Origin of the sequence: [Mycoplasma] falconis, assembly GCF_006385795.1 — a bacterium.
Lineage (GTDB): Bacteria > Bacillota_I > Bacilli_A > Mycoplasmatales > Metamycoplasmataceae > Metamycoplasma > Metamycoplasma falconis.
In genome coordinates this window covers 1-9,878 of the sequence record NZ_VFSS01000013.1, presented here as the reverse complement: position 1 = coordinate 9,878, position 9,878 = coordinate 1, and the positions used below count along the sequence as shown (strand labels likewise).

The 9,878-nt window shown below is 27.4% G+C and carries 10 protein-coding genes; 6 read left to right on the top strand and 4 right to left on the bottom strand.

The genetic code is table 4. The features are described 5' to 3' along the window. Positions 1-719: restriction endonuclease subunit S (locus tag FJO69_RS07615; RefSeq protein WP_211333790.1), on the top strand; the 719-nt coding region annotated here is incomplete at its 5' end. Positions 720-861: 142 nt separating this feature from the next. On the opposite strand, the gene yidC is transcribed toward FJO69_RS07615, so the two are convergent. From yidC to rpmH, 3 genes are read right to left on the bottom strand one after another with little or no spacing between them, the layout of a single operon-like run. Beyond that, the gene (yidC, locus tag FJO69_RS07610) at positions 862-3,084 is read right to left on the bottom strand and encodes a membrane protein insertase YidC (RefSeq protein WP_211333789.1); all 2,223 of its coding nucleotides are present in this window, start codon (positions 3,082-3,084) and stop codon (positions 862-864) included. After that, positions 3,074-3,406 (bottom strand): ribonuclease P protein component, encoded by a 333-nt coding sequence (gene rnpA, locus FJO69_RS02820; protein WP_140781552.1) that lies wholly within the window; start codon positions 3,404-3,406, stop codon positions 3,074-3,076. The genes yidC and rnpA overlap by 11 nt, the downstream gene beginning before the upstream one ends. Before the next feature lie 35 nt (positions 3,407-3,441). Beyond that, entirely contained in the window at positions 3,442-3,588 is a 147-nt protein-coding gene (gene rpmH / locus FJO69_RS02815) for a 50S ribosomal protein L34 (protein WP_140781551.1), read from the bottom strand. Between the two features lie 371 nt (positions 3,589-3,959). Between rpmH and dnaA the strand changes: the two genes are divergently transcribed. The 5 genes from dnaA (at position 3,960) to FJO69_RS07595 (ending at position 9,446) form a co-directional block, all read left to right on the top strand. Next, positions 3,960-5,345, top strand: coding sequence for a chromosomal replication initiator protein DnaA (gene dnaA, locus FJO69_RS07605; protein ID WP_140781550.1), 1,386 nt, complete (start codon positions 3,960-3,962; stop codon positions 5,343-5,345). Between the two features lie 8 nt (positions 5,346-5,353). Beyond that, complete coding sequence (gene dnaN, locus FJO69_RS07600) at positions 5,354-6,448, top strand: DNA polymerase III subunit beta (RefSeq protein ID WP_140781549.1); 1,095 nt, start codon at positions 5,354-5,356, stop codon at positions 6,446-6,448. Then, the gene (locus tag FJO69_RS02800; protein ID WP_140781548.1) at positions 6,448-6,657 is read left to right on the top strand and encodes an RNA-binding S4 domain-containing protein; all 210 of its coding nucleotides are present in this window, start codon (positions 6,448-6,450) and stop codon (positions 6,655-6,657) included. The genes dnaN and FJO69_RS02800 overlap by 1 nt, the downstream gene beginning before the upstream one ends. A 138-nt stretch (positions 6,658-6,795) precedes the next feature. Beyond that, entirely contained in the window at positions 6,796-7,620 is an 825-nt protein-coding gene (locus FJO69_RS02795; RefSeq protein ID WP_140781547.1) for a dimethylarginine dimethylaminohydrolase family protein, read from the top strand. Between the two features lie 167 nt (positions 7,621-7,787). Then, positions 7,788-9,446 (top strand): ribonuclease J, encoded by a 1,659-nt coding sequence (locus tag FJO69_RS07595; RefSeq protein WP_140781546.1) that lies wholly within the window; start codon positions 7,788-7,790, stop codon positions 9,444-9,446. A gap of 41 nt (positions 9,447-9,487) precedes the next feature. Here the strand turns inward: FJO69_RS07595 and FJO69_RS07590 are convergent, their stop codons facing one another. Beyond that, positions 9,488-9,682, bottom strand: coding sequence for a hypothetical protein (locus FJO69_RS07590; protein WP_140781545.1), 195 nt, complete (start codon positions 9,680-9,682; stop codon positions 9,488-9,490). Positions 9,683-9,878: the final 196 nt, after the last annotated feature.

Below are 9,878 nucleotides of genomic sequence, written 5' to 3'. Positions count from 1 at the left end.
ATTATGCAATTTCTGGAAAACTAACCAAACAATTACCTTCTGATTCTAGTGTTGAAGATTTATTAGCTTTAATTAAAAAAGAAAAAGAAAAATTAATAGCAGAAAAGAAAATTAAAGCTAATAAAACTTTTTCATACATTTACAAAAAAGATAATAAATGATATGAAGAAGTTGGAGATAAAGTTGTTGATATTACGGGTCAAATTCCGTTTGACATACCTGAAAGTTGACAATGAGTTAACTTAGAATATGTTTCAATGATAAATAATGGTGTTTGTTATTTACCGTCAGATCTTAAAAAGGAAGGCATTCCAGTTTTAAGATCAAATAACATAAAAAATGACAAAATAGATTTGAGCAATTTAATTTTTCTAGAAGAATCAAACGTAAAAGATAAAATAATCACTAAAAATGATATTTTAATGACCGCTTCTAACGGTAGCAGAAATTTAGTTGGCAAAGTTGCTAAAATAAAAGATTCAAGAAAATACAGTTTTGGATCGTTTATGTACAAAATAACTTCAAAAATTAATGATTATTTGTTTTATTTTTTTATATCTAATGTTTTTAAATCTCAATTAACAGATATTTCTACAACTACTATAAATAGAATATCCAAATCAATGCTATTAAAAATAAAACTACCACTCCCTCCTGTCGAAGAACAACAACGGATAACTGGTAAACTGGAACAAATTTTCGAATTATTAAAAATATAATTAGTTAGCTAAATAAGGCTAACTATTTTTTAATCAAACTTTAGTAAAGAATTAGATCTATTTATTTAATATAGTAAAACACTATTTATAAATTTGTCAAAAACCAAAATAAAACAGGCCTTTAAAGCCTGTTTTTGAATCATTATAATTTTGGTTCAATTTTGTTTTTAAAGTATTTTGTTCTTTGGAAGTAATGAACGAATAAGTGTTGAGCAATTGTTCAGATACCACCGATAATTCAGTAAATTTGAAGACCAGCAGAGAACATAACTCCGATACCAATAAAGATTAAAGCAATAATATTACCCTTACGGTTTTCTTTTTTCATTGCTGCTCTTTCGTAAGCATCAGCACGTAATGATTTCTTACGTTTTCATTTTAACATCTTAGGTGTATATTGAGCAACAGCTTGAACAGCTACTGAAACAAGGATAATTGGTAGATAAGCAAATTCCTTATTCATTACCCGACTAATTGAGGTAGCTGAAAGTTGAATACCGTATCATGTTGCTTGTTTAATTTCTGGCGAAGCAGAAATAATTCTAAAGACAACGATAAGAATTGGCAACGTAATAAACATCGTAATCATCTGACCTCAAGGAGAAATTTTTTCCTTCTTGTAAAGTTCACTAATTTCCATTTGTTTACGTTGCATCATTTGTTTATCACCTTTGTAAGGTGCATATTTAGCTTCGATTTTAGCTTTCTTTCTATTAAATTCTTCCATTTTAGCTTGACTAAATAGAGATTTAAATGAAACACCAAAACTAATTAATCTAACAATAATAACAGTAACAATTAAAGCAAAAATAATACTTCAACCAGTTGTACCTAATCCTTTAATAATAGCATGCATAAATAGGTTAACTGGTTCTACGAACATACCGAAGAATGGACCTTGAGCTCAATATTCTCCGTATGTAGTAATAGGTTTATGAGCTGTTTGAGCGTATGAGTTAATGTAATTCTTAAATCATGCTTCGGCGTCATAATTACCAGCAGCGTTAATATTTGAAAATTGATATACAAATGAATTTTTACCATCTTGAACTACGTGGTAACCAGTTTGTTTATATTGAGCTTGGTTAGCGTAATTTTGTAGAGTTTCAGTTAAATTAGATACTAAGCTAGTATAACCGGCAAATTGAGTGTTATAAGCTTCAATTCTTGTTTGTAAAGCTAAGATCTCATCTGAAATAGTTTTTCTTTCAACTTTAAGTTCTTCTAATTTTTTAGCTTTATTAGCTTCGAAATTAGCCTTTTCTTCTTCGGTTGCATCCTCAGCTGGTTTAGAATTTGAAACATCAGATTGTTCGTCTTTCTTTTGTTTAAATAATTCAGCCTTTTGATCTATTTCTGCCATTAGCTCTGCATAAGTTGAGTTTTCGCCTTCAACTTTTAGGTTAGCCAATTTATCTTTAATATTATTATTTACGTTAGCTACAAATTTATTTCAACCTTCGATAATTTCTTTATCAGAAGCTGGTGTTTTGCCTTCGTAAACAATTTGATTTATATCTCTAGTATTTTTACTTACTCATTTCTTTAGAGTTTGTAAAGTTAAGATTTGTAATACATCACGTACTAAGTAATTTTCTGGGGTTGCACCAGCTTCAATTTCAGCAGGTATGATGTTATATCAGTAGTTTTCCGATAATTCAGAATAATTATTAATATTTAGATTATCTCCACCTTCGATAGAAATTTGTTTAGTTGCAAAAGTGAAGTTTCTAGGAATGTAGATATCACTAAATTCTGAAATTGGGTTATATACTTGGGTTTTACCTAAACCACTACCTTCAATACCTAAGTTAAAGTAAACATATTTGTTATCTTTTTCATAGATATATCCAGTTTCATTTGAAGTGCCTTCTGATGTAATATTTGTTCAGTATTTATCGTCTTGGTAATTTGCGTTTGCATCTTTAATTTCTTCTAGTTGTAATGCAAATGAACGACCGTTGTAAATACCATATTCTCCACCAGTAGTTTCATCTTGTTTAACAAGATCATTAACAGCTTTTGGTTGTTTTAATGATAAATAAGTGTTAACAATAACGTTTTTATCATCGACTTTATTTGGGAAGTAGAATTTATTATTTGCTTCGTCATATCTAGCTGTTGCTATGTTAGGAGAAATATCGCTTTTAGTAGTATATACTTCCTGACCTGCTCCAACCTTAATACTTGATTTAATCGCAAAAGATTGGACACAACCAACAAGACCAACAGAAACAAATAAAACGATGATAATTATTTTCAGTCATTTTCACACTTTTTTTCAAACGTTTTTAGGGGTTTGTTCTTGTTGTTTGTAGACCCTAAAATCTTGATAGTGTTTTGACTTACTACCTTTATTTGCCATCTGTTATCCTTTCATATAGTTTGTGAATTTCGCTAACTTTTTTATCTCAATCAAGGTTAAAAAAACCTTTTCTTGCAATAATAACGGTATCGTAATTAGTTTTACTAAAATCCATTTGTCTTAAAATTGATCTAATTTGATTACGATAATGATTTCTCTGTACGGCGTTAGCAAATTGTTTTGGTATCGAAATACCGACCCTAAAGAAATCTGATTTGTCAAAATAAATAATTAAATTTCTGGAAACTACTTGATTTTTTTTGTCCAAAATAGCTTGAAATTCTCAATTTTTTTTAACAGTATTTATTTTATTTTTACTCATATTTGACTTGTATAAAATATAAAAATAATATCAAACTATTTACTGTCTGATACTGTTAATCTATGTCTTCCTTTTGCACGTCTTGCAGCTAAAACTTTTCTTCCGTTTTTAGTTGACATTCTTGCCATGAAACCATGAACTTTAATGTGTTTACGTTTTTTAGGTTGATATGTTCTTTTCATAACATTCTCCTTTACATCAAATTAAAAATGAAATTATTTATTTAGTTAAGTAAAATAACTTTAAACATTTTATCAAAATATGCCTAAAAATTTTGCATTTCAAATTTTGCAGGTTAAATAAATATTATTTAACCAGTAATAAAAGATTAAAATAATCCTAATTTTAATAAACAAAATCAAAAAGTTATTAACATAGCTCATAAAAAACACTTTTTGTTGTTAATAACGTTTATTTATTAAAAAATAAACTTAATTTAAGTTCATTTAAATGTTTATTTAATGTTGATAAAAATGTGGAAAAAATTTAAATTTTTCACATTTTTTCGTCAAAAAAATAACCTGATGTTAATTACTTTATAATTTTTATAACTATGTATAGCAAAGAAAAAGAATACGAACTTAAAGAAAAAAATGAGCTATTTCAAGAAGAAATGGAAAAAAACATCAACGAAGACTTCGCTTATGAAAATTATATAAAACCGTTAGAAATTACTTGATATGAAGGCAATACGGTTTATATGTTGGATAAATTAGCGAGCGTTGTAAATCATTTTGAAAAAGTTATTGCCGATTATTCAATCGCTATAAATCGGGCAGTTAAAACCGTATTTAATAACAACAACTTTGAAGTAACTTTTATAAAATCTTCTGTTGAAATTAGCAATTTATTAGATCAAAATATTAAAAACGAAGTTCAAAAGAAACCATCTAGTTTTAAACACAATATTAAAAGAAGCTGAACTTTTGACAATTATACTTTAGGTGAATTTAACAGTAAAGTAATAAAAGCGGCTAAAAGTATTTGTGATCCAGAATCAGATATTATTTTTTCTCCTTTATTTATTTATTCTAATTCAGGATTAGGTAAAACTCACTTATTACATGCTATTGTTAACGAGATGAAAAAAAATGGATTAAATTCTCGTTATATAAATCCAGACATGTTTACAAGGGAAATAGTAGACAACCTTAAATCAAAAAATTCTGATCGTATTAACGAAATTGTTGATGAGTTAATTCAATATGATTGTTTAATGTTTGATGATATCCAACAATACGGTACAAAAGAACAAACCATGGTTGTTTTATTTAACATTATCAGTAGAATGATTGATTTAAATAAAACTGTTGTTATTTCATCAGATAAAAAACCAAGTGATTTAGGTGGTTTTGAAAGAAGATTTATTACTAGATTTGAAGGCGGTTTAATACTTCCAATAGAACAACCCACTTTTGACGACATTATAAAGGTTTTAAAATCTAAATTACTTCAAAAAGGAATTAATCCTGACTTATGAGAGGATGAAAGTTTAAAATTTATCGCTCGTAATTTCTCTAGTTCAATTCGTAGTCTTGAAGGTGCTATTAATAGAATTAAACTTTTTGCCGAAGATGATGATTATTTTACTTATGATCTTCATACAATGCAATCAATTTTTAAAGATGTTACTCAAATTAAAGAAAATATTACCCCAGAAAAAGTCATTGATGCAGTATGTAAATACTATAAAATTGATCGTAAAAAAATGATTTCAAATGTTAGAACGCAAGACATTGTGGTTGCTCGAAGAATAGCTATTTATATTATTAAAAACAGTTTTGATTATACTTTAAAAGAAATTGGAGCTATGGTAGCAAATCAAGATCACTCAACCGTTATTGCTTCAATTAAATGAGTTGATAAAAATATTAAAACTAACCCAACTTTAAAATTAGCAATTGAAAAAATACAACAAAACATTAAGAAAATAATTTAGGAGTAAATATGGAATTAAGAATAAATAAATTTATATTAGACGAAGCACTAGATCGTATTAGCAAAGTAATTGATCCTAATCCTGTTTTTGTAACTTTAAAAGGTATCTGAATTAAAGCCGAAGATAACAAAATTACTATGATCGGTTCTAACGGAGCAATTAGTATTAAACATACTATTTCTGCTTCAATGGATGTCGAAATTACTACCCCAGGTTTTATGCTAGTTGAATTTAATATTTTTAGAAATATTATTAAAAAACTAGAAGGCGATATTGTTTTAAAATCAGACGGTAAAGTGGTAGACGTTATAACTGATAGCGATCACTTTAACATCAACTTATATGACGAAGAATATCCTGCTATTGATTTTGATTTTTCAGGTGAACAACTAAGAATTGATTGACAAGATTTAAAAAACTTAACTAAAGACGTTATTTTAGCTACTTCAAATAACGAAAATAATTTAATTTTAAACTGTGTTAATATTTCAACCAATGACGGCAAAATTAAATTCTTGGCTACTGATCGTTATAGATATGCCGAAGCAACCAAAGATATTGATTCAGATGCTACATTTAATATTTCTGTTTTAGCTAAAAACTTAAAGGATTTATTAGCTTTTGATTTTGAGGGCGACGTTATTTTAAATATTTCTGATAAAAAATTATCTTTTGAAAAAGACGGTTCAATCATCGAATCAAAAGTGGTTGACCAAGTTTATCACGACATGTCAAAAATTGTTCCCAAGGAATTTACTAGCGAAATCATTATTGAAAAAAGAGAATTAAATAACTTATTAAATAAAGCTTCAGTTATTATTTCTGAAAATTACAATAAGTTAAAAATTCACATTTTAAATGACACTATGACTTTTATGTCAACTAGAAAAGAAATTGCTAATGCCGAAATTAAAACTCAAAACTTTACTTATAATGGCGAAGAATTAAAAATTGCTATTAACTCAAGATTTTTAAAAGACGCTATTAGTGTTTTTGAGGGAACTTTATATATTAAATTTACTAAAGATAAACAAAGAATTGTGGTTGTATCAGACAGTAATCCAAATGTAATTCAACTAATTACTCCACAGAAAGGTTTTTAATGAACGTTTATATCAAAGGTGAAATTAAATTAAGCCAATTTTTAAAAATAGTTGATCTTTGTCCGACAGGAGGAATGGCTAAGTTTTTCGTCAAAATTCACAAAATTACTATTAACGGTCGTGAACCAGAAGGGCGAAACGCGAAAGTAAGAATTGGCGACACCGTCTGAGTTGACGATGCTTTATACACTATTCACGAAAAAATGTAAAGAATAGTAGCTTTACATTTTTTATTTTTACCAAAAAATAGCAATTATTTTCTTTTTATTTGCTGATTGAAAAATTTTATTTTTAACAAAATAAAATATAAGTAAGTGTTAATAAAATGACACGATGAAAGGAAAGAAATGAGCAAACCTGTTTATAAGACATTTTTAGTTAAAAATCCTTGCCATGCTATGTTAGATGGTATTACCGGACACCCTGAATTAGGTGTTCCAGAATTTGAATTAGCAGCTAAACAACACGAAGATTATGTTGATGCTATTAAATCTTTAAACGTTAATGTAATTGAATTAGCAAAAGATGAAAGATATCCAGATTCATGTTTTGTTGAAGATCCAGTGGTTATTATTCCTAATGAATTAGCAATTATTACTAACCCAGGTGCCTCTTCACGTAATGGCGAAAAATTAGAAATGATTAAAACCATTAAAGCTTTAAAAGAAGAGGGCTACTTCAAAGATATTAAATATATTGAAGAATATTCACCAGAAGCATTTATGGACGGTGGAGATGTTTTACCAATTGACGATACTTACTACATTGGTTTATCAGCAAGAACAAACGCTAAAGCAATCGAAGCTTTTGAAAGTTATGTAAAACCTTTAGGCAAAACTGTTGTGCCTATTCCTGTTACCGAATTTTTACACTTAAAAACCGGAACTACTTATATTGAAAATAACTATTTATTAGTAACTGGCGAATTTTGCAAAACTCCTGAATTTCAAAAATTTAATTTAATTGAAGTGCCTAAAGAAGAAGATTACGCTGTTAACGTTATTTATTGCAACGGGAATATTATTATGCCAGCCGGATATCCAACTGTAAAAGCTAAATTAGAAGAAATTATGGCTAAACACCCAGATCAATATTTATCAATTGTTGAAGTAGATACTTCTGAATATAAAAAGATTGACGGCGGTCTAACCTGTTTATCTGTAAGATTTTAAATAAATTAAGTTTTCATAAGCAATCTTGAATTTTCAAGGTTGCTTTTATTTATTTTTATACATGTTGCAATATCAAAAATAAGCTTTAAAAATTGGTACAATTATAAAATAATTATTAAAAATAAGACTTTTCTTACATTTCAATTAAATAATGGAGGTTATATATTATGAGTAAAATTAATTTCTTTGCTCTAGGAGGACAAGACGAAAACGGTAAAAATGCGTATGTTTTAGATATTAATAATAAGCTTTATATAGTTAACTCAGGTACCAAGGTCCCTATTAATTCACACAACGGAATTGATAATTTAATTTGTAATTATGAATATTTAGAAAGAAGACAAAACGATATCGCTGGTTTATTTTTAACCGATATTCATAATGAAAGTTTTTCTGCAATTCCTTGATTATTAATGAAAATTAAAGGTTTAAAAATTTATACTTCTGCTTTTAATAAAATCATTTTATTAGACCGTATTTCAAAGTACAACATTGAAAACCAAAATTATGAAGTTATTACGATTTCGCAACCAACTAAAATTTATGATGTTTTAGTCACGCCATTTAATCTGGCTGGAAGTTTACCTAGACAACTTGGTTTTGATTTTCAATATGATGAAGGTCATATAACATTTATGACTAATTTCGTAGACGGTGATTTAGGTCCTTACGGTAAAACTGATTTAGATGAAATCTATAAAATTTCTCATGCTAATAATAAGTCATTAGAAATGTTAATTATGGATTCAGGACACTCAGCTTATCGTGGTAAAAGTATCGATAAACTTTGAATTAGTAGACAAATTGAATATAAATTTAAAGAAGCCAAAGAAAACCAACGTATTATTGTTGGTCTTTATGATGAAGATATGATTACGGCTTACGAAATTTTAATCTTAGCTAAAAAATATAAAAAACCAGTTATTACTTATGGGCGTAATTATTCACAATTAATTAGTCTTGTTGCTAAAATTAACCCTAATTTAGAACTACCAGAATTTTTAGATTATCGAATTGCTAACGATGTTAAAAATACAGTTATTTTAGTTACCGGAGCAATTGAAAGACTTTATTTAAGATGAACAAGAATTGCTTCTGATAAAGATGTTTATTTGAAATTAAGAAACGATGATGCAGTAATTATTATTGCCCCTCCTGTAAACGGGCTGGAAGTAAATTATGCTGCTACACTAGACGAAATAGCAAGACATACTTCTAATTTAATAACTTTAGATTCAGATAGCTATTATTCATGTAATCCTGCCAAAGAAGACATTAGAGATGTTATTAAAAAGTTAAAGCCCCACTACTTTATTCCGATTCAAGGTTTATATCGTTATTTAGTGGTTGCTTCTGAAATAGCAAGATCAACTGGCATGAATTTAAATAATTGTTTAGTTTTACAAAACGGAAAAGTTGCTGAATTTGAAAATAATCAATTAGTAAGTCAAAAACACGCTATTAGAAATGTTGGTGATGTGATTATTGACGGTTTCGGTGTTGGCGATATTTCAAGAGAAGTTATTAATGAGCGTGAAAGTTTAGCGAGAGATGGTGTTATTGCTTTAAGTGTTTTAATTGACTATAAGAAAAAAAGACCAATTGATGAATTACAAATTTCATCATATGGCATAATGACAAAAGACAACAAAGAAATTATTACTAAAATAGTTAATGATTTATTTAACAAAGAATTCGAAGATAAATCAGCTAAAGAAATTAATCTAAAAGAAATTCAAGAAAAATTAAGAAAATCAATTCGAAGAAAAATAGCAAAAGCTATTCAAAAAGAACCAATGGTAGTTATTACTTTATACGAAATATAATTAAAAAATATCACGCTAACTTTAAGGGCTTACGTGATATTTTATTTATCCATTTCTTTAATTAACTTATTATAGTAGTTAACCACAAAATCGTTATCCTTATACAATTTTGATTTATTTATAAAACTATTTTTTAATATGAATTTTTCTTCATCAGAATAATTATTAAAATTTCAATTATTTTTATTCTTTTCTATAATTAATAAAAAATCTTCAAGTGTTATTACTGAATTCATATTTTTATAAAAACTATTTTTAATCTGTTTAGTTGTTATCAAAGTTATATTATTTTGAGATAAATTTTAAATCAATTTATCACTTAATGAATCATCTAGTGTTATTATATGTTTTACACCAGTACGTTTCATCTCTTCAGGAACTTCTTGTCAACGCTCTCTTAAAGTTGTTTTAGCACTTATTAAAATAGTTTTG